Source organism: Bradyrhizobium sp. ARR65 (assembly GCF_000472385.1).
Lineage (GTDB): Bacteria > Pseudomonadota > Alphaproteobacteria > Rhizobiales > Xanthobacteraceae > Bradyrhizobium.
In genome coordinates, this window is sequence record NZ_AWZU01000059.1 from 1 (window position 1) to 17,908 (window position 17,908).

Annotated in this window: 20 protein-coding genes and 2 pseudogenes; 8 read left to right on the top strand and 14 right to left on the bottom strand. The window is 63.1% G+C overall.

The window, feature by feature from the left end; all coding sequences use genetic code 11:
• The 3 genes from F758_RS51210 to F758_RS0137330 form a co-directional block, all read right to left on the bottom strand.
• Positions 1–199, bottom strand: a 199-nt coding sequence (locus F758_RS51210) for a DUF4372 domain-containing protein (protein WP_035724477.1), incomplete at its 3' end; no start/stop codon positions are given.
• A gap of 130 nt (positions 200–329) precedes the next feature.
• Positions 330–1,541, bottom strand: a complete 1,212-nt coding sequence (locus F758_RS0137325) for a GNAT family N-acetyltransferase (protein WP_024512625.1) — start codon at positions 1,539–1,541, stop codon at positions 330–332.
• 255 nt (positions 1,542–1,796) lie between these two features.
• Positions 1,797–2,138, bottom strand: a complete 342-nt coding sequence (locus tag F758_RS0137330) for an ArsR/SmtB family transcription factor (RefSeq protein WP_024512626.1) — start codon at positions 2,136–2,138, stop codon at positions 1,797–1,799.
• A gap of 46 nt (positions 2,139–2,184) precedes the next feature.
• Here F758_RS0137330 and F758_RS0137335 point away from each other — a divergent pair, with 46 nt between their 5' ends.
• The 3 genes and pseudogenes from F758_RS0137335 (at position 2,185) to F758_RS52375 (ending at position 3,420) form a co-directional block, all read left to right on the top strand.
• Positions 2,185–2,625 carry a YeeE/YedE family protein gene (locus tag F758_RS0137335; RefSeq protein WP_024512627.1) on the top strand — a complete coding sequence of 147 codons (441 nt, stop codon included), beginning with the start codon at positions 2,185–2,187 and terminating at the stop codon, positions 2,623–2,625.
• A 5-nt stretch (positions 2,626–2,630) separates the two neighbouring features.
• The gene (locus tag F758_RS0137340; protein ID WP_024512628.1) at positions 2,631–3,098 is read left to right on the top strand and encodes a DUF6691 family protein; all 468 of its coding nucleotides are present in this window, start codon (positions 2,631–2,633) and stop codon (positions 3,096–3,098) included.
• 36 nt (positions 3,099–3,134) lie between these two features.
• Positions 3,135–3,420 (top strand): annotated as a pseudogene (locus tag F758_RS52375) (carboxymuconolactone decarboxylase family protein).
• A gap of 79 nt (positions 3,421–3,499) precedes the next feature.
• Here F758_RS52375 and F758_RS0137350 read toward each other — a convergent pair.
• Positions 3,500–3,799 (bottom strand): hypothetical protein, encoded by a 300-nt coding sequence (locus tag F758_RS0137350; protein ID WP_024512630.1) that lies wholly within the window; start codon positions 3,797–3,799, stop codon positions 3,500–3,502.
• Between the two features lie 113 nt (positions 3,800–3,912).
• On the bottom strand, positions 3,913–4,278 hold the full coding sequence (locus tag F758_RS0137355) for a hypothetical protein (protein ID WP_349543849.1): 366 nt from the start codon (positions 4,276–4,278) through the stop codon (positions 3,913–3,915).
• 222 nt (positions 4,279–4,500) lie between these two features.
• On the opposite strand from F758_RS0137355, the gene F758_RS45485 reads away from it, so the two are divergent.
• Both F758_RS45485 and F758_RS0137365 read left to right on the top strand, forming a co-directional pair.
• Entirely contained in the window at positions 4,501–4,734 is a 234-nt protein-coding gene (locus tag F758_RS45485; RefSeq protein WP_035724480.1) for a hypothetical protein, read from the top strand.
• A 16-nt stretch (positions 4,735–4,750) separates the two neighbouring features.
• On the top strand, positions 4,751–6,973 hold the full coding sequence (locus F758_RS0137365; protein WP_084305993.1) for a pyrroloquinoline quinone-dependent dehydrogenase: 2,223 nt from the start codon (positions 4,751–4,753) through the stop codon (positions 6,971–6,973).
• On the opposite strand, the pseudogene F758_RS53065 reads toward F758_RS0137365, so the two are convergent.
• Positions 6,896–7,084: pseudogene (locus F758_RS53065) on the bottom strand (PilZ domain-containing protein); the annotation flags it as partial. The gene F758_RS0137365 and the pseudogene F758_RS53065 sit on opposite strands and share 78 nt — an antisense overlap.
• 134 nt (positions 7,085–7,218) lie before the next feature.
• Positions 7,219–7,683, bottom strand: coding sequence for a PaaI family thioesterase (locus F758_RS0137370; protein WP_024512633.1), 465 nt, complete (start codon positions 7,681–7,683; stop codon positions 7,219–7,221).
• A gap of 326 nt (positions 7,684–8,009) precedes the next feature.
• Between F758_RS0137370 and F758_RS0137375 the strand changes: the two genes are divergently transcribed.
• Together F758_RS0137375 and F758_RS0137380 are read left to right on the top strand one after the other, a co-directional pair.
• Positions 8,010–8,324, top strand: a complete 315-nt coding sequence (locus tag F758_RS0137375; RefSeq protein WP_024512634.1) for a hypothetical protein — start codon at positions 8,010–8,012, stop codon at positions 8,322–8,324.
• 101 nt (positions 8,325–8,425) lie between these two features.
• On the top strand, positions 8,426–8,656 hold the full coding sequence (locus tag F758_RS0137380; RefSeq protein ID WP_024512635.1) for a hypothetical protein: 231 nt from the start codon (positions 8,426–8,428) through the stop codon (positions 8,654–8,656).
• Between the two features lie 47 nt (positions 8,657–8,703).
• Here F758_RS0137380 and F758_RS0137385 read toward each other — a convergent pair whose 3' ends face one another.
• The 6 genes from F758_RS0137385 to F758_RS0137415 form a co-directional block, all read right to left on the bottom strand.
• The gene (locus F758_RS0137385; protein ID WP_024512636.1) at positions 8,704–8,943 is read right to left on the bottom strand and encodes a DUF6894 family protein; all 240 of its coding nucleotides are present in this window, start codon (positions 8,941–8,943) and stop codon (positions 8,704–8,706) included.
• A gap of 151 nt (positions 8,944–9,094) precedes the next feature.
• The gene (locus F758_RS0137390) at positions 9,095–9,289 is read right to left on the bottom strand and encodes a hypothetical protein (RefSeq protein ID WP_024512637.1); all 195 of its coding nucleotides are present in this window, start codon (positions 9,287–9,289) and stop codon (positions 9,095–9,097) included.
• A gap of 233 nt (positions 9,290–9,522) precedes the next feature.
• On the bottom strand, positions 9,523–9,783 hold the full coding sequence (locus F758_RS0137395; protein ID WP_245286709.1) for a hypothetical protein: 261 nt from the start codon (positions 9,781–9,783) through the stop codon (positions 9,523–9,525).
• Positions 9,784–10,582: 799 nt separating this feature from the next.
• Positions 10,583–10,975 carry a response regulator transcription factor gene (locus F758_RS0137405; protein ID WP_157450351.1) on the bottom strand — a complete coding sequence of 131 codons (393 nt, stop codon included), beginning with the start codon at positions 10,973–10,975 and terminating at the stop codon, positions 10,583–10,585.
• A 267-nt stretch (positions 10,976–11,242) separates the two neighbouring features.
• Positions 11,243–11,479 (bottom strand): hypothetical protein, encoded by a 237-nt coding sequence (locus tag F758_RS45490; protein WP_035724496.1) that lies wholly within the window; start codon positions 11,477–11,479, stop codon positions 11,243–11,245.
• A 183-nt stretch (positions 11,480–11,662) separates the two neighbouring features.
• Positions 11,663–11,851, bottom strand: a complete 189-nt coding sequence (locus F758_RS0137415) for a hypothetical protein (RefSeq protein WP_024512641.1) — start codon at positions 11,849–11,851, stop codon at positions 11,663–11,665.
• A 1,568-nt stretch (positions 11,852–13,419) separates the two neighbouring features.
• On the opposite strand from F758_RS0137415, the gene recA reads away from it, so the two are divergent.
• Positions 13,420–14,508 (top strand): recombinase RecA, encoded by a 1,089-nt coding sequence (recA, locus tag F758_RS0137430; protein ID WP_024512643.1) that lies wholly within the window; start codon positions 13,420–13,422, stop codon positions 14,506–14,508.
• A 371-nt stretch (positions 14,509–14,879) separates the two neighbouring features.
• On the opposite strand, the gene gcvP is transcribed toward recA, so the two are convergent.
• Positions 14,880–17,768 (bottom strand): aminomethyl-transferring glycine dehydrogenase, encoded by a 2,889-nt coding sequence (gcvP, locus tag F758_RS0137435; protein WP_024512644.1) that lies wholly within the window; start codon positions 17,766–17,768, stop codon positions 14,880–14,882.
• Positions 17,769–17,908 lie beyond the last annotated feature (140 nt).

Here is a 17,908-nt window from a genome sequence, read left to right on the forward strand (position 1 = left end):
CATGGCTCTCAAGAGAGGCTTCGATGGCGCGCAGGCTCTGTGCATCCGAAAGCTGTGCATAGAGCATCGCCACAAACTGATTTTGCGTGCTGAGCCGCCGCACCCGCTTGTTGGCCTGAAATCTCTCCACAAGTCGGTCCAGCACGCGCCACGGCACAAGGTTCAGAATGCCGTGAAATACTGTATTGTGGTGGCGCATGGCGGGACTTNCTCTCCGTGTCTCGAACATTTGGCGATGCTCAAGACCGCAGAAGAATCCACGCCATGCGCCCTGTCCACCAAATTTAAACCGGACAGCCGTGGGCCAAGCCCGGGCATGACGATCGAATTTACGGCTGACTGCGTAAGCGGCGAAGGCCTTGCCGCGCCATACCGCGCGCGGTCTGCCGCAGCACCAGCGCCGCATGGATCGTCGCGACCAGCGGATCGTTTCGCCGCAGCGGAATCAAGATATCGCCAATGGCAAACCGGCCGCGCCAGATCGGGTTGATCATGGGATGATCGGGGCTCGCGGTAGAATCCGCGCTCGCGATGTCCGGATCCTCGCAGAGATGGCGCGTCAGCTCGAGCGTGAGCTGCACGCCCGGGGAAAATTTCGCGAAGCGCTCGTCGACACCAATCTTGAAAAAGAACGCGCGGCCTTGATGCCGCAGCACGATGCCGGCGGCCACCGGCATCTCGCCCGCGCGAAGAGCGACGATCTCGCATTGACGCTTATCCGCAAGCGCCAGCGTGGCGCGGCGGATGAAGGCGGCGTCGCCCGGAACCTGTATCAGTGCGGTCCCGCGCTGGCCCTTCCAGCCGCTCGCTTCCAGTCTCAGGAAAACCTCGATCGTCGCAGCGATGTTTTCGCGGGAGCGGGCGACTTCGAAACGCACGGGGCCGTGCTGCTCCAGCCGATGCCGCTGCCGTCGCAACTCCTTGAGTTTCTTGCCGCCGAGTGCCTCGCGCAGCAGGGCATTCGCATCGCGCGTCGCGTCAAGGCAAGCACGCCGATGCGATTGCAGCACGTGCGGACGCAGACCGTCGCGCAGGCAGGTTTCGGTGAGCACGTTCATCGCGGCGCCCTCGAGCGAGACTTCGCGCAGGATCAGCGCGCGGGCGCCGGCCTGCCGCGCGGCCTGCAGCAGGGCGGCCGCCCCTTGTGCGGCGGCATCGCGATCGAGCAAGGGCGTGCACAGTGTTCCGTAGGGATGCGCGCTGACGAGGGCAGGCAGTGGGATCTTGAAAGCGCGCCACAGCGAAACCACCGGCATCAGACCGATCAACCGCGGCGGTGAGCCATTTCCCCAAGCGGCGAGTGCCGAGACGCCGGTCCGGCCGGGCGCAGAGGCGTTCACCGCAAGCTCCCAGTCGGGCAGGTAGTAGCCGTTCGGCTCGATCGCCTGGTGGCTCAACTCGCTCCAACGCTCTGCGTCGATCGCGGTGAGCGAAGTAAGGGCGGTAGCGACAGTGGGGGCGGCTTCGGCGAGCGCGCGCGACGTCGCGGCATCCCTCGTCGATGCGCGGCGGACCATCGCTGTATCGGTCATCTCGGCCACATCCCGTTTCCGCTTTGCAGGGGGGTAGCGATGCCGTTTCCCAAACGGCAGCCGCGCCAAGAATTAGCGGAAAGACTGGAAAATAGGGTTGGTGTGCGCGCGCAATTTGAACGGTAATGTTAACGGGTTACCTACGCTGCAGCCGGCCGCCATGGACCTTGGGCCCATCCGCGCCGGAAGCTGGCCTTGGCGCTAGCGCAATGCAGGCGGCCCAACGACAATTTGAAACAACACCACGTGACCGAGGTGTCTGGACTATCGGGGTTCGCAATACAATCGGTAAAGCGTCTGCAGGAGCTCGCGGACCTCAGGGCTCGCGAGCTGATAGTAGATGGTTTGGCCGTCGCGCCGGGTCGCGACCAGCCTTTGCGCCCGCATCTTGGAGAGGTGCTGGGAAAGCGCCGCTGACGAGAGGTCCACGATTTCGGCGAGTTCGCCGACGGATTTTTCGGTGTCGAGCAGGTTGCAGAGGACCAGCAATCGCTTGGCATTGGCCATGGCGGTGAGGAGCTGCGAGACCTCTTCGGCCTTTGCCTCCAGCCCGCCAAATCGGCCAGAATGTCTTTTCGGGACTTGCGCTTCGTGATGGAGATACATCAGTACATTCGAAAATACGAAACAAGTAGCAGGGACGAGGTCTTCTATGGCTCATACCGGTGCCGTTACCGCCTTCACGCCCGTCGCCTCGCTCATTGGAGGCGTCTTGATCGGCCTTTCAGCAGTCATGCTGATGGCGCTCACCGGACGTATTGCCGGCGTCAGCGGCATCGCGGCGCGGCTGTTGCCGCCATATGAGGACAAGGAATTTGCCGGACGGTTCGCCTTCGTCGCCGGACTCGTCGCAGCGCCCCTGCTGGTGCTGTTCGCGCGCGGAGAACTACCCGAGCAGACCATCGCGGCCGGCCTTCCGCTGCTGGTGATCGCGGGCTTCCTCGTGGGCTTTGGCTCGGTGTGGGGAAGCGGCTGCACCTCGGGTCATGGCGTCTGCGGTGTTGCGCGGCTCTCCATCCGCTCGATGGTCGCGACCATGACTTTCATGGTGACAGGCGCGGCGACGGTGTTCGTCATGCGGCATTGGAGCTGATGATGATGGCTGCCTTCCTGCAGTTTGGAATCGGTCTGGTCTTTGGACTGGGCCTGGTCGCATCCGGCATGTCAAATCCCGCCAAGGTGCTCAATTTTCTTGATTTCGGCGCCATCCCCGCAGGCACCTGGGATCCGAGCCTGGCCTTTGTGATGGCCGGTGCAGTGGTCGTTACCTATGTCGGCTTTCGCGCGGTGCTCTCGAGGTCGCGGCCGATTTTCGCCGAACGATTCTTCCTGCCGACCAAACGCGAACTCGATCTGCGCATCGTCGTTGGTCCAGCCATCTTTGGTATCGGCTGGGGACTTGTGGGCTTCTGTCCGGGCCCGGCCTTCACGGCGCTCGGCTTCGGTTCGCGCGCAGCGTTCATTTTCGTGGCGGCGATGCTGCTCGGGATGGGGCTCGCACGGCTGCTCAGCATCCTGCCTCGGCTGTCACGCCTTGTCGCGCCCGCAGATCCTCTTGAGACCTGACCATCAAGATCAAACCGGAAGGCTCATATGGATGATATGGAAAAGACCTACGCCGAGGCGACCCGACGCATTTCTGGCGATCTGAAGAGGCCGCGCAAGGACATCCCTGATACCATGCAGGCTTTTTCGGCGTTGCCGCAGGCGGCGACGGCGGTATTGGCTTTCATAGCGAGGCGCTGGTCCGGCTCGGCGCGACGCGCTGGGAGGTGGAAGAGGTGCTCGGCATGAGCCTCTAGATGGCGGCGGCCCATCGCTCATGTATGCCGCGAACGCGATCGCGGCCTTTGAAAAATGCGAGGAGAAGGCGCTTGTTGGCGCCTGAAACGCATCGCGCCTGCACGACCAAAAGAAACCCGCTGACCGGGATCAGCGGGTCCTCTCGCGTGCGGCCGAACTTACGTCTAATAGGGACTAACGCCCACGCCGACGCCCACTCCGCCGGGTCCATAGACGCCGATGCCAGCGCGCGGTTCTTCGCGGTAGTAACGGCGTTCGTAGCGGTAACGCGGCCCATAGTCATACGACGAATAGGCGTGGCCGCGGGTGCGATAGCAGCGTCCCATGTCGTCACAGACCAGCCGAACCTGCTGCACGGGGTCGGGATTGCTGTAGCCGCTGCTTCCAAACAGGTCCGTCGCCTTCGCGCTGCCGGCGGAAAGAGCACCGACGCCCGCCAGCAATGCAACTGCAAATGCCTTCATAGTTGTCTCCTCCTTGACGCTGCCCTCGCGTGACAAAATCGCGGCTCGCATTTCGTTCCGAAAACGTGCAGTTCCCGCGTGCTTTTCGTGCACCGGTTCCGCACGTGAGGGAGCTAGATCGGCTGGTAGTCCTCGGAGACGCAATTGTCGTTGTCGTCGACGCGACGCCGGTCGACGATTTCACCATCCCTGATGGTGATGCGGTAGGTCTCGGTGCCGATCGGCTTGCCGGTCGCCGAATTGACGTCGGCTCTGACGCAGGCGGTCCAGCCGGGTCCGCGCGGACCATGCAGCGGCGCCGAAACTCGCACGTTCTGCGGATAGGAAGTGCTGACGAACACCGAATCCAGTTTGTCGTGGACGAGCTGTTTGACATTCGGCGGCGGTTCGGGGGGCGGCGGGTCCGCCTCCTTCGCACGCATGAATGCCGGGACCGGCGAGCGGCTGTCGGCAATGCCGCAGCCTGCGAGCGCAAGCACCGCGCCGCCGATTATCCCCAGTTGAATAAACCTGTACCACCCCATCGCCTGGAGTTATGCCGAGAAAACGTGGCATTGGAACTCCACTGGTCTGGTCGTCCCCGATCAACAATTGCTGATCACCGTGCGGATAGAAGGCCTCGAATTAAGTTCGTGCGGCACTTTGTCGCCGCGATCCCACGCTGTAGCTTGCCTGCGGGCGACGACAGGGGAGAACATGTGATGAAATGCATGATGGCGGTGGCCGCAATCCTGGCGATGCTCGCGCTGCCGGCCCAGGCGCAGATGGGCGGAGGCGGCGGCAGGCGGCATCAAGGCAATGACAGCGGGTCCGAACCGAAGAAACCCCAAGTCGATGAGAAAGCCTACAAGGCCGCGCTTGATCGAATTCCCGACCCCAAGGGGAAGTACGATCCGTGGGGCATGACGCGTCCTGCGAGCTCCGATAAGAAATAGCGGGTCGGGTTGGGGCATGCTGACGCTATTTCGCGTCTTGCGGGCGGGAGCATTGCGCAAGTTTTCCCGCATCGCGCGAAACGGCCAGGTTCGGATATTGCTGGCACTCGTCCTGCTTGCCTGTTCGAGGCCCGCACCTGCACCGGCTTGGGAGTATTGGGGCGGCGATGCCGGCGGATCGCGGTTCTCGAAACTTGCGCAGATCACGCCGGCCAATGTGAATAATCTGGTGCGCGCGTGGGAATTCCACACCGCTGATCTTGTGAGCCGGTTGCCTGCGGTGATGGCGCGCAGCAAGTTCGAGGCAACGCCGCTGTTCGTCGAAGATAGCCTGATCTTCTGCACCCCCTTCAACGAGGTGATCGCGCTTGATCCCGGCACCGGTGCGCAGAAATGGCGCTACGATCCGAAGATCTCGACCGCGCAGCGGCCGGCCAATCGCTACGCCTGCCGCGGTGTCGCTTACTGGGTGGATCAACTTGCCGAAGAAGGCCTAGCCTGCCGCAGCCGGGTTTTCATGGGCACCAATGACGCCCGCCTTGTCGCATTGGATGCCAAAACGGGCACCGCTTGCGCCGGCTTCGGCGAGAACGGCGAGATCAGGATCGACGCCGGCATCAAGTTGCAATGGCCGGGCGAATTCCAGATAACCTCGGCGCCAGTGGTGAGCCGCGGCGTGGTCGTGGTCGGCTCCTCGATTGCGGACAATGTCCGCGTCGATGGGCCACCTGGTACGGTGCGCGCCTTCGATGCACGTACGGGGCGACCGCGCTGGAGCTGGGACCCGTTAGTGCATGACGGCATCGAAGCCGGACACGCCAATGTCTGGGCGCCGATGTCTGCGGATGATGAGCGCGGCCTGGTGTTCCTGCCGACGGGCTCGGCGAGTCCGGATTTCTGGGGCGGCAAGCGGCCCGGCAACAACGCGCACGCAAATTCGGTGGTCGCGCTTAAAAGCGAGACCGGCGAACTGGTGTGGTCGTTCCAGACCGTGCATCACGATGTCTGGGACTACGACGTGCCGGCGCAGCCGACCCTTGCGCGCATCGACACCGGCGCGGGTCTGCGCGACGTCGTGATCCAGCCGACCAAGCAGGGCTTTGTGTTCGTGCTCGACCGCGACACCGGTCAACCGGTCTGGCCAGTCGAGGAGCGCGCCGTGCCGCAGGGCGGCGCGGAGGGCGAGGTGCTGTCGCCGACGCAGCCGTTTCCGACCCACGTCCCGCCGCTGATGCCACAGCGCTTCGCACCCGACGACATCTTGAATTTTCCACCGGTCGGCAGCCCGTCCTGCAATGCGCAGCTCGCGAGCTTGCGCAATGATGGGCTCTATACGCCGCCCTCAACGCAAGGCACGCTGGAGTTTCCAATGACCGGTGGGGGCGTGAATTGGGGCGGGGCGGCCTTCGATCCGGTCAACCAGATCCTCTATGCCAACACCAGCTACGCCGTGCACATCATCAAGCTGATCCCGCGCGCGCAAGCGGAAGGCTACCACCCGCCGCCTGGGCAGGATTTCGGACCGCAGCGTGGCGCGCCGTTTGCTCTGACGCGCATGCTGGCAACCTCTCGGCTCGGACTGCTCTGCAATCGGCCGCCCTGGGGCGCGCTGGTCGCCGTCGATCTGAACGGCGGCAGCATCCTCTGGCGCTCGCGCGTCGGCACCACCGAAGACCGTGCGCCGCTTGGGCTTGCCTTCAACTGGGGGACGCCGCTGTTGAGCGGCGTTGCGATCACCGCCGGTGGGCTTGTCTTCACTGGCGCGGCGGACGCTTATCTGCGCGCGTTCGATGCCCAATCCGGCAGCGAGCTATGGCAAGGACGGCTGCCGGTGCCCGGCGTCGCCAACCCCATGACCTATCTCTGGAAGGGCGAGCAATATGTCGTGATCGCGGCCGGTGGGCATTCGGAGGCCGGCACCACGATCGGCGACAGCGTCGTCGCGTTTCGGCTTGCGCGAGCAGGCGAGACCCCTTCGCTGTGGTCGCGCACCATCGACCGTCCGGGCGGACGGCTGTTTGCGAGCGTCATCGCCGCGCTGCTGCTCGTCGGGCTGATCGCGGCGGCGACGTGGCGCAAGCTGCGAAGGCGGGGTTTAGTCGAACGCGACGCCGATCTGCCTGTCGTGACTCCAGACCGAGTGGCAATGGCGCTTGAACTGGTCGACCTCGATCAGAAGCGTGAACTGCTCAGGCAGGCCAATCGGACTTGCGACATCCAGGCGTGCGCCGGTCGGTGAGATGTTGCGCACCATGCAGTCGATGCCGCCGCCGCCGTCAAACGCAAGCCGTCCGCCCTTGAGCACGCGGTGCCTCGCATGCGTGCGTTTCTCGATAAAGCTCTCGCTCATGGCCTTTGCTCATGGCTCGTCAATTCTGAAGTGCGGGACTTTAGTTTGAACAAATTGCAGACAGCTAAAGATTGAGCATTTGGCGATGGCGTATCGATTCAAGATTGATTAACCACGACGGCGCGGCTTTCGCTTCACAGCATCGCAAAAGCGCTCGAGACCATCGCTACCTGCTTGTTGTCGGCGGCGCTGAGAAGCGTTACGCGGCCGAAGCTCATGGTGCGGCCGAGCCGCACGACACGTGCGTCCGCAAGGACGTCGGAGGAGGCGACCGCGCGCATGAAATGCGTGGTCTGGTCTACCGTGGTCATCGGCCGATAGCCGCGATTGGCCGCAAGGATTGCGATCACCATCGCGGTGTCGGCAAGCGCCATCAGCGCCTGGCCGCAGACCACGCCGCCATGCCGACACAGCCGCTCGGAAAAGGCCATGCGCAGGATCGCACCGGGCTGCCAGTCGCTGGCTGCGTCCTTCGGCGGCTCATGATCGAGCGCTTCGACCGACAGGCCGAGGTCCTGTACCCAGGGCGCAAATACGTCGGTGAGAACGCGCCTTGCTTCGTCGACGCCGAAGCTGGCGCTCGTCTGTTGTTGCTGCATGGACGAAAGATCCTCCCCGATGAGCCGCCTTTTTCATTACATGACTTTAAGGTTGGCCGTGTGGAAGGGAACCCCGGGCGGCTTGAAAATGCCCGAGTTGGAACCCTATGATGGATCAATGGGGAGTGGTCTTCGATGCTGCGGCGGTGGATCCTGGTTCTTGGCGTGATCACGGTCGGCCTCATGCTGAGCGGTTGCACCAAATGCGGTCCGATCTGGGACGATTGGATCCAGGGACCGAAATCCTGCAGATCAGACCACCTTTGACGCGCTTGGCTGCGCCGCGCCTGCGATGATATAGGGCAGCAAAAACAGGGGAGCCTTCGATGAAACTTGCTCGCGTCGCCGCGGCGCTCGCTCTGCTCGGAGCGCCGGTCACTGTGTTCCTCGCGCGGCCGGTCCATGCGCAGATGCCCAATATCAACTTGATTCCGGAGACCCAAAGCAAGACGCCGGAGGAGAGGGAAGCCGAGCAGGAGCGGGACAAGGCTTATAAGGAATCGTTAAAGAAGATCCCTGACGCCAAGACCTCGAACGATCCCTGGGGCACTGTGCGCAGCGACACGCCCAAGAGCACGGCGGCCGCGCCGTCCACCAAGACGACGGCGAAGAGGGCCAGAACCGGCAGCAGCGCCAACTGACGGCGTGCGGCCAACCGAGCGTTTTCCAACCTTCCGCGGACTCCACCTGGCGCGGACCAGGACCTATATTAATCCGGTCGTATCTGTACCGGAGTTGCGGCATGGCCACTTCGCCGCGCGATCTCGCCACTCGGATGGCCGGCCGGCGGAAGCCGGATGACGGCTACGTGCGCGAAACCTTCACGCTACCGCGTGAGAAGGCGAGGGTGAAGGCGCGCGACTTTCTCACCCGGTACCCCAAGGCAGGCTATATGAGCGCGGTGGAAAGCTGGCGTGAGCTGCCGGGCGGCGATATCGAATTCACCATGCGGCGGCTGCGCAGCGCGGACTAGACTAGAGGAAAGGCCGCACCAGTTCGGCACCGCGGCGCTTGCTCGGGCTACGCCCCGTCGAGCGTTTCGGCCACGATGCGAATGCGGAAGATCGGCTGCTTCTGCTCGTCCAGCATCTCCATCTGCCACTCCGAGTTTTCCTGGAGCTTGCGGGAGAGGCCGCTGGCGATATCGGCGCAGACATTCGTCAGCTCTTTCCAGGCCGCGTCGCGATCGGCGCATTCGCTGCCGATTTCCGAGGCGCCGGAATAGCGACCGTTACGGATGCGAAAAAAATAGAGCGGCATGCTAGAACCAACGAACAAAATACCGCTCCACCCCTTCAAAGGGTGAGCGCAGACGCATGCCGCTAATGGAGGCGCAAAAGGCGGGAGGTTCAATTCCGGAAGACTACGGCTCGCGGTAATTCGATCCTTATTCAGGTGCGCGGTTGTGTCGCTACTCGCTTTCGGTGATGCGAATCAGTCCGTCGCCGGTGACGAGAGGACCTTTGGCGGTCAGTGCAACATAGCCGAGCGCGACGAGTTTGCTCAGATGCGCCGCTGGAACGTTGATGTCGGGCGCGCTCACCGCGACCTCGAGGAGCGAGGCAAATTCCTCTGACGTCAGAAGCTTGGGCGTGTGCACGGTCATTACTTGACTTGGGATGGTGGAAGTTTTCGCCGATTTTAGGCGGACGGTGCGGTCGCGTAAATGAGCCTTGGATCATGATGGATTGGACGCAATGAGATCATGATCTCATCTCGCGCTTTTGAGCATGATCCTCGCAAATGCTTCGCGCTTGTCGCGAGCGAAACCGGCTTCCAGTTTGCGCTTTGCAGCCCTCCTGATGAGCGCGATTTGTTGCGAGCGGACGACGACATCCGCTATTCAAAAAGCTTTTCCGGCGCGACCGTCAGGCGGTAGGCGATTTCCGTAGAGCCGTCGGAGATTTCCAGCAAGCAATTGCACAGCGGACAGCGGAATTCGCCCGCGTGTCCCTTGCGCGAATTGAGTTCGATCCGGCGGATGCCGGCCTTGCACTCCGGGCAGATGATATCGCCTTTTTTCATGCGTTGATTATGCCCGGGCCGTATCACCGTTCCAAGACAGCGACGGCCTGCTTCCCATGAAGTTGAAACCGCCATCAGTGGGGGCCGCGATTCGTTCGCGATGAGGAACTTTGTTCTTGCGCGGAGAACTACGGACGAAATGCGAAGAACGTGTTGAAAACACGGGACTTCGCGCAACCCGTGCGGAAGTCGCGCGTTGGTCCGGCCGCGAGCGAAGAATTCACATGCGTAATCGTCGGAACTGACGTCAGCCATCAAGCTTGGCTTGCGAGTGTCGGTGATTCGCTCTCCGTTGGCCCACACGGCAAAAAGCAAAAGATGAAGCTAATCGACCTGTTTTCGCGCCCCAGGAAGCGGGCCCCCCATCCTGACGAGATGGCGCCGCATGTTGCGGATCACCGCACCGACCGATCGAGCATGGCCGAACTGGTTCGGCTGCTGCGGGAGCATGACGGCACACAGGATGGCAATGAGGCGAGTGAACGCTCAGATCGCCCAGGGAGCCCGACCCCGAAATTACGGTCATACGATCAGGGCCGGCGCTCGCGGTGAAGGGGAGGGAGGCGCGGGAACGATTGCCGGTCGGCGCCGTTAGCTTGCCGTATCGTCCCTTAGATACACCCCCGCAAGAGCGGCCCCGGCTTCTCCCCTGAGCTGGGGCCGTCGCGTTCAGGGTTTTCTCATCTCCGCCGCATCATAGGTTAGAGACGGAACCGGCGAGGCGTCGCACGATATCGATGTTGCTACTGTGCGGTTTGCCCCCGCTTTGGCAACAACCCCTCACGGCCCCGGCTGCAAACACTGGGGCCGCTTTTTTGGGCGCCGCATCGCTGTTGGGGTATCAAGCTGCAGGTTTCGATCGATGGCGCGGGACTTAAGTCGGACCTGTCCCTGCATTGAGGAGTTGGGACACCGCCGTGACGAGCTGCGCCGGAGCGAACGGTTTGCTCAGCATGATGCTGTTGGGAACGCCCTTCGAGGTCCAGCCGTCGGCATCCTTGCCGCTCATATAGACGACAGGAAAATCCGCGCGGAGCTCCCGCGCGTGGCGCGCGATCTCCCAGCCATCCATTTGGCCCGATAAGTTGATGTCGGTTACCAGCGCCCGGTACTTGTGTTGATCGCCGGCAATGAGCTTCACCGCCTCTTCGCCGGAGGCGGCAATGGCGACCTCATAGCCTCCTTCGGCCAGTGTCTCCTCGATCATCCCTTGGATCACCTGCTCGTCTTCCACGACCAGGATGACGGGCACCTCTCTCGCTTCCAATGGCCGCTCCCCCGTCCAGGTTTCGTGCGTCAAGCGGCGACCGAGAAATTGGTTCCCGTGTTACGAATTGAACTTTTTGCAAGGGCGATGAGCGGCCGCGCACCATAGTTAGCGACGGAACCGCAGCAGCGAGCCGCAGAGTGTCGGTGTTGTCGTATGAGCGCCCGGTAACCCCACAAGAGCCTCGGCGACTGGCCTCCCGACGCCGAGGCCGTTTACTTGCTGGGGACGTACGAGCGCGGGCGCGGTGCGGCGCGCTACGCGCCGCTACGCAGCGCACTGGATCCTCGGCGCCGAGAGCTTGCGTGGCGGAGGCGTGGAGTCCTCGCTCACGACCGAGTTGATTTGCGCGATCCGCTCGCAATTGGGACAGGCGAACGAATGGGTGATGGTGACCGGGTCAGTCGCGATCAGTGTGGACCGATACCACTTCATCTGGATGCGGCAGCTTGGACAGGTCGGCGCTTCCACCTGCTCCAGCGAACGCTTCAGACTGTCCACCATCTTTGCCCAAGCTTCCGTCGCGCGGCTCGCTTCCTTTCCATAGACCAGGAATCGCGGGCTTTGCAAATTCCGGCCTCAAGGGTGGAACTGCGATGCGTCCACACTTCAAGCGGAACCCTTCGGCGCTTAACCGGGAGACGCAGCGGACATGAAAGCTGAGCGCACGAACGAAAGCGGGGATGGCTATTCCATTGCCTCGACGTCCGGCGGGTGAGGGCTGGGGTCAGGAGCCTCCGAGGCTCTCTCGTCGACCTGCGACTTGTAGGCGGCAGCCCTTTCCACCAGAGCTGCGGCCAGCTCCGGGTTTGACGTGGATTTGGCAAACCTGAGCAGCGCCGCGGCCTGACGCGCGAAGTAGAGTCTTCCAGGCACAATCCAACTCTCCCCGACAAGAACCCCCGTCGAAAGACATCACGCGCGAACCGCGATTCCGTTCCGCAGCGAATGTTCACAATTGGTCGTAGAGAACTGGGTTCCCGGGAACCGGCTAAGCCCGTCCAGCTTCGACCGAGGGCATTTCGGTCGGTCCGCCGCCTAGCGCACGGAGAGGGCTGCGATGGCGAGGAGCACCATCCATCCGACGATGATCAGGGAGGCAAGGGCGCCAGCGGTTATCCTGGCCTTCTCCCTGGCGGTATAGGGCCTGTCCATGTCCCCAGCTTAAGCGGAACAGGGCGCAACCGCTCATCAAATCGGGGAGACGAAGGCCGCCATATCGCCAGGAGCGAAAGCGCCGCAAGGCAAACCTGGCCTGCTGTGAAGGCCGCCCGGCACACCCTTTGCCGGGTAACAGGGTGCACCGGGCCGGCCTCGCTGCACCAGTGCTTCCGTGGTGCTGGCCGTTTCTGCAAAGCAAGAGCCGTGCCGATTTGGGTAGCCCTCACCCACGTTGGGGTTTCGGCATCGGCCCTTGCTCCTCCCTGGGGAAAGGTTCTTGGGTTTTTCGGCCGAGAAACGGCGGCAGACGGTTGCAGCGAAAGAGGCCGCCAACCAGGGCAGCCTCTGCCTATTCACCGCATGAAAGGATCAGCTTACTTGAGGCCTAGATTGCTGCACCACCACCACGCATCGGAGGACCTCCACCCGATCTCCGTCGTCTTCTTCGTACATTCGACGTAGCTCGTGTAGCTTGTGCGGTCGTGACATTGATGCGTCGAGAGCATGGGCCAATTCGTGCCGGAGCATCTGCTATTTTCGACGGCGTTGTTCCAGGTCTTTCCTGCATTCGCGGGGGCTATTGACGAGACTGCGACAGCTAGGCCCGCAACGATCAGTAACGAGGCTTTCATGGCTATCTTTCTCCCAATTCCCGGGACAGCAAATGCTGTCCCAGAACGTATCATAGCACGCGTTCAACCCGCCGACTTGGGATGGGATCGGAGTTGCGAACTGCCGTTAGCACCACCGGTTGCCCAGCACATAAAGCACGAGCGGTCCCAGCGGCAGCGGACGCACGCGCGAAAATCCGGTGGCCTGGAGGTCCACCGGATGATTCGCCAATACGATTTGGTGAAATGAAACGGGGACAGCTAAGCGGAGATGTCGCAGCTAGTCTGTCCAAAAGCTCACACTCGGCCGGGAAAGCTGGCGACCTCGGGTCGCTCATAGCCGCCGCGACGGCAACGGGCGGAGGAACTCCGCTCCACCATAAGGAAATGCAGGCGGAGGCCGCCGCCGACCCGACAAAAAACCCCGCCGATCGGGCGGGGAGTTTGCGAGTACTGGGGGCGTCTGAGCCCCAGTGCGGCGCTGCTAGCAGGGCAATGCGACAGTTGTGTAAAGCAGGCCGCCCACCGAGGTGGCCTTCGACGCCCACGGCCGTTCAGCACAAAAGAACATATTGCGAACATGGAACAAATGGTGTACATTGTTTTTAACCGTCGGCCGCCTCTTTCAACCGTTTGTCCCGCTCGCGAATCCCCGCCATAAGGAGTTAACAGATGACCGTCCCGGCCCTGCGTATCGTCGAAGGTTCTTCCATGGATAAGTCCAAAGCGCTATCAGCCGCGCTTTCCCAGATCGAGCGGCAATTCGGCAAGGGCTCGGTGATGAAGCTCGGCAAGAACGACCGCTCGATGGATGTCGAGACGGTCTCTTCCGGCTCGCTCGGGCTCGACATTGCACTTGGCGTCGGCGGCCTGCCAAAGGGGCGGATCGTGGAGATCTACGGGCCGGAGTCTTCGGGCAAGACGACACTCGCGCTGCATACGGTGGCCGAAGCGCAGAAGAAGGGCGGCATTTGCGCCTTCATCGATGCCGAGCATGCGCTCGATCCGGTCTATGCGCGCAAGCTGGGCGTCAATATCGACGAACTCCTGATTTCGCAGCCCGACACCGGCGAACAGGCGCTGGAGATCTGCGACACCTTGGTGCGCTCCGGCGCGGTCGATGTGCTGGTGGTCGATTCGGTGGCCGCGCTGGTGCCGCGGGCCGAGCTTGAAGGCGAGATGGGCGAGGCGTTGCCAGGCCTGCAGGCACGCCTGATGAGCCAGGCGCTGCGCAAGCTCACTGCCTCGATCAACAAGTCCAACACCATGGTGATCTTCATCAACCAGATCCGGATGAAGATCGGCGTGATGTACGGCTCGCCCGAGACCACCACCGGCGGCAACGCGCTGAAATTCTATGCCTCCGTCCGCCTCGACATCCGCCGCATCGGCTCGATCAAGGAGCGCGATGAGGTGGTCGGCAACACCACGCGCGTGAAGGTGGTGAAGAACAAGCTGGCGCCGCCGTTCAAGCAGGTCGAATTCGACATCATGTATGGCGAGGGTGTCTCCAAGATGGGCGAGATTTTGGATCTCGGGGTCAAGGCCGGCATTGTCGAAAAATCCGGCGCTTGGTTCTCCTATGACAGCCAGCGGCTTGGCCAAGGACGGGAGAATGCCAAATCGTTCTTGAAATCCAATCCAGACATCACCACCAAAATCGAAACCGCCATCCGGCAAAACTCCGGCCTGATCGCCGAGCAGATTCTCGCCGGCACGCCTGAGCGCGACGCCGACGGCGAAGAGCCGGCGGAGGAGTAGAGCCTTAGACCTTCGTGAGCCGCATCAGCGAAGGTTAGCGTCATGCCCGGCCGCCCCCCGTGCCGGGCATGTACGTTTGGGACGGCCGCCGCCGGGATTGACTGAAACGCTCTCACGCGATCCGCGCTGAAGCGCAAACCGGCTGCCGATCTTTCAAAAGAAAGCGGACGCGAAGATCGTGCGACGAGCAGTGGGTAGCAAGACCAAAGCGTCCCGGCTAATCCTGACCAGCTCTTCCCGTTTGATGGATGCGCGGGTCATCCTCGATCAGGCCGTGGACGGGCGCCCGCACATCACGAGTTGAGTCAAAGAACTTGGAGGTTCCGGGTTCGCCTCTTTCGAGGCGCCCCGGAAATGACGATGCAGGGCGATCACTCCGCGGCTTGCGCGTAATCGCTCACCGGCGGGCACGAGCACACCAGGTTGCGATCGCCATAGACGTTGTCGACGCGCCCGACCGGCGACCAATATTTGTCCATCCGCGAGACGCCATCCGGGAAACAGCCCTCGGCGCGGCTGTAGGCGCGCTTCCACTCGTCGTCGGCGATGTCGTGCACCGTGTGCGGCGCGTGCCGCAGCGGCGAGGCCTCGATCTTGAAGCGGCCGCTCTCGACCTCCGCGATCTCCTGCCGTATCGCGATCATGGCATCACAAAAACGATCCAGCTCCGCCTTCGATTCCGATTCGGTCGGCTCGATCATCAGCGTACCCGGCACCGGGAAGCTCATGGTCGGGGCGTGGAAACCGTAATCGATCAGGCGCTTTGCGATGTCATCGACGGTGACGCCGCAAGAGGTCTTCAGCGGCCTCGGATCGACGATGCACTCATGCGCGACGCGGCCTTTCGCATTTCGATAGAGGACCGGGAAATGCGCATTCAACCGCGCCGCCACGTAATTCGCGTTGAGGATCGCGACTTCCGTGGCGCGCGTCAGCCCTTCGCCGCCCATCAGCAAAATGTAGATGTAGGAGATGGTCAGGATCGACGCCGAGCCGAAGGGCGCGGCCGAGACCGGCCCGACTGCGTAGGGCTGCTCGCCATCGCGTTCCGAATGAAGGGGCGCCGGATCACCCGGCAGGAACGGCGCCAGATGCGCCTTCACGCCGATCGGGCCCATGCCGGGGCCGCCGCCGCCATGGGGAATGCAGAAGGTCTTGTGCAGGTTGAGATGGCTGACATCGGCACCATAGTCGCCGGGCCGCGACAGGCCGACCTGCGCATTCAGATTCGCGCCATCCAGGTAGACCTGGCCGCCATGGGCATGCACGATCTCGCAGATGTCGCGAATGTGCTCCTCGAACACGCCATGCGTCGAGGGGTAGGTGATCATCACCGCCGCAAGGTTCTCGCCGTGCGCCTCCGCCTTGGCGCGCAGATCGTCGACATCGACATCGCCGCGCGCGTCGCAGGCAACCACCACCACCTCCATGCCCGCCATCGCGGCGGACGCCGGATTGGTGCCGTGGGCGGAGGAGGGGATCAGGCAAATCTTGCGATGACCTTCGCCACGGGCGGCATGATAGCCGCGGATCGCGAGCAGCCCCGCATATTCGCCCTGCGCGCCGGAGTTCGGCTGGAGCGAAATCGCGTCATAGCCGGTGATGTCGCAGAGCCATTTTTCGAGCCGCGCAAACAGCGCGTGATAGCCTGCCGCCTGCTCGCGCGGTGCGAAGGGATGCAACGTCGCGAATTCCGGCCAGGTCAGCGGCACCATCTCGGTGGTCGCGTTCAGCTTCATGGTGCAGGAGCCGAGCGGGATCATGGCGCGGTCCAGCGCGAGGTCCCGGTCGGCGAGCTTGCGCATGTAGCGCAGCATCTCGGTCTCCGAGCGATGCGCATGGAACACCGGATGGGTGAGGAAATGCGTCGTGCGCTTCAGCTCCAGCGGCAACGCGTCGCGCGCGCTGCCCTCGACCTCCGCATAAGACAGGCTGCCGCCGAACGCGCGCCACACCGCCTCGACGATGTCGGGCGTCGTGGTCTCGTCCAGCGCGACGCGCAAGGTCTCGCTGCCGATGCCGAGATTGATTTTTTCGGCCAGCGCCCGCGCCACGATCTGGTCGCGTTGCGCGCCGACCTCGAGGGTCAGAGTATCGAAGAACGCCTCGCTTCTCGACGCGAATCCGAGCTTGCGCAGGCCGGCCGCCAGCACCGAAGCGCGGCGATGCACGTTGCGTGCAATCGCGGCGAGCCCTTCCGGGCCGTGATAGACCGCATACATTGAAGCGATCACCGCGAGCAGCACCTGCGCGGTGCAGATGTTGGAGGTCGCCTTCTCGCGGCGAATGTGCTGCTCGCGGGTCTGTAGCGCCAGCCGATAGGCCGGCGCACCGCGCGAATCCACGCTCAAGCCGACGATGCGGCCGGGCAGCGAACGCTTCAGCGCATCGCGCACCGCCATATAGGCCGCGTGCGGCCCGCCATATCCCACCGGGACGCCGAAGCGCTGCGCCGAGCCGACCGCGATGTCGGCGCCGAGCTCGCCGGGGGAGGCGAGCAGGGTCAACGCGAGCAGGTCGGCCGAAACGATCGCCAGCGCGCCCTTGACGCGCAGCGCCGCGATCGCGGGGCGCAGATCGCGCACTGCGCCTGACGTACCCGGATATTGCAGCACGCCGCCGAATACATCGGCGCCTGCGAGATCGGTCGCGGGATCGCCGACGATCAGATTCCACCCCAACGGCTCGGCCCGGGTACGGAGCACCGCCAGCGTCTGCGGGTGCACTTCATGATCAACGAAGAATGCCTTTGTCTTCGCCTGCGATGCCCGCTCGGCGAGCGCCATCGCCTCGGCGACAGCGGTCGCCTCATCCAGCAGCGAGGCATTGGCGACATCGAGCCCGGTGAGGTCAGAGATCATGGTCTGGAAATTGAACAGCGCCTCCAGCCGGCCCTGGCTGATCTCGGGCTGATAGGGCGTGTAGGCCGTGTACCAGGCCGGGTTCTCCAGGATGTTGCGCTGGATCACCGCGGGCAAAATGGTGCCGGAATAGCCCTGGCCGATCAGCGAGTTGAACACCTGGTTCTGCGTGGCGAGCTCGCGCATATGCGAAAGCGCCTCGGTTTCGCTCAAGGCGCGACCGAGATCGAGCGGCGCCTTCTGCCGAATCGAGCCGGGCAGCGTCTCCGCCATCAGCGCGGACAGGCTGCTTGCGCCGACGGTCTGAAGCATCGCCTCGATATCGCGCGGCGACGGGCCGATGTGCCGGCGCACGAAAGTGACTGCGGCTTCGCTGGTCGGTTTAAAGGGCGCGTTCATGGGGTGCCTCGTTCGATCTCCAAATTCGGTGTCGTCGTCCGCGAATGCCGACGATCCAGTACGCCGAGACGTCTCGGTTCGACCGCTGCTGTCTGTGGTTACTGGATGCCCCGCATGCGCGGGGCATGACGGGCTTTTTC